The sequence below is a fragment of the Mesorhizobium sp. genome (assembly GCF_004962925.1).
In the GTDB taxonomy this organism is placed as follows: Bacteria; Pseudomonadota; Alphaproteobacteria; order Rhizobiales; family Rhizobiaceae; genus Mesorhizobium.
In genome coordinates this window covers 29,620-31,305 of the sequence record NZ_SUEO01000051.1, presented here as the reverse complement: position 1 = coordinate 31,305, position 1,686 = coordinate 29,620, and the positions used below count along the sequence as shown (strand labels likewise).

General features: G+C 64.5%; 1 protein-coding gene. It reads left to right on the top strand.

The annotated features are described in order from the left end of the window. Positions 1 to 1,686 (top strand): type VI secretion system membrane subunit TssM (tssM, locus tag E5W87_RS13090; protein WP_292397793.1); only part of this gene is annotated, 1,686 nt, incomplete at both ends.

Sequence of the window (1,686 nt, the reverse complement as noted above, 5' to 3'; positions counted from 1 at the left end):
CGGCGTGCCATGCCGGCGCCGCGCGTTGAAAAACGCAGCTTTTTCCTGAAGAATCTACTGACCGAGGTCATCTTCAGGGAAGCCGGCCTGGGCACGTTCGATCCGCTGGCGCAGCGCCGCCGCGCCTGGATCTGGCGCGGCGCCGCCGCCGCCTGTGCCGCCATGGCGTTGTTGGCCGGTGCGGTGTTCATCTGGTCCTACTATGACAACCGCAATGCGATCACAGCCCAGGCGAGCCAGTTCGAAGCACTGCAGGCGCCACTGACCGCAGCAGCCGCGAGCCCGGCATCGGTGGAGCAGCCCGCCATCGATAGCGCGCTCAAAGCGATCGCCGAGGTCGCAAATGCCCGTACGGCACCGCCGAGCAGTGCCCAGGATCTGCTGGGGCCATCGGCCTCGGCTGAACTGCTGCGGGCGCAGGCCGACACTTACGATCACGCTCTGCGCAACGTTCTCGAGCCGCACATGGTCGCGCTGCTTGAGGCGACCATGTGGCGGCAGATCCGTGACCCGGATTTCATGCTGGGGGCGCTGAAGACCTATCGCATGATGACGGGCCTGTCGCAGATGGACGCCGATTTCGTCCAGGACTGGTGGGTCAATGACTTGCCAGAATTCGCACCGGTGGCGCCCTTTCCGACCGCCGACGCGGAAGAGCACCAGATTGCCGCGATCCGCCGCATGGCGGTCGACGACAGCTACACTGCCCCGGATCAGGCGCTGGTTGCCGAGGCGCTGAAAACGGTTTGCACGATTTCGCTGCCGGCGCGCGCCTACAGACAGTTGCTGGCCGACCCGGCGGTGGCCGGACTCAAGGAATGGATCCCGGCGAATTTCGCCGGCCCCAACGGCGCCAAGGTTTTTGCACGGCGTTCCGACAAGACGCTGCGCGTCGGCATCTCGGGCGCGTTCACCTATTCCGGCTTCCACGATGCCATTCTCGACCGGATCGAGGACGTCGCCGCCCAGGCCGCACTCGATCGGGCGGTCTTTGCCGGAGGCTGTTCGGAAAATTCCGAAACCTCGGTCTCGGCGCTGTCGGAGGATATCCTGAAACTCTACTACGAAGACTACATCGCGCAATGGGACAGTTTCCTGCGCGATATCAGGCTCGCGCCATTGGCCGACCTCAACGTCGCCAGCGAGAACCTCAAGGATCTTTCGAGTGCCGACTCCGCGCTAAAACGCCTGCTTACGGCAGTCGTTCAGGAGACCGAGCTTACCCGATCCGATGAAGCGCCGGCCGACAACAAGGCAGCGGCCAAGGGCGGCTCGAAACTGCTCAGCAAACTCGGCAAGCTTGGCAAGATAGTTAAAACGGGGGCAAAACTGCTGCCGCGCGCAGGTTCCGCCAACGAGGTGGACCTTACCGGCAATCTGGTGGCCGAACATTTCAAGCCGCTCAAGGGGGCGATCGCCGAGGTCGACGGCCAGCCGCCGGCACTCGACGCCGCGGTGGTAGCGCTGACCGCACTTTCGAACGTGCTGCAGACGGTCACGGCCAATCCCGACCCTCAGGATGCCATCAAGAAGCAGGGTGGGCTGGCCGAACTCACGGGAGCGGTCGCCAGGCAAGCGCAGATCCTGCCCGATCCAATCGACGACTGGCTCGGCGGCATCGCCGGCGACACCAGCGGCCTGACACAGAAGGCGGTCACCTCGGAGCTTAATGCCATCTGGCGCGCC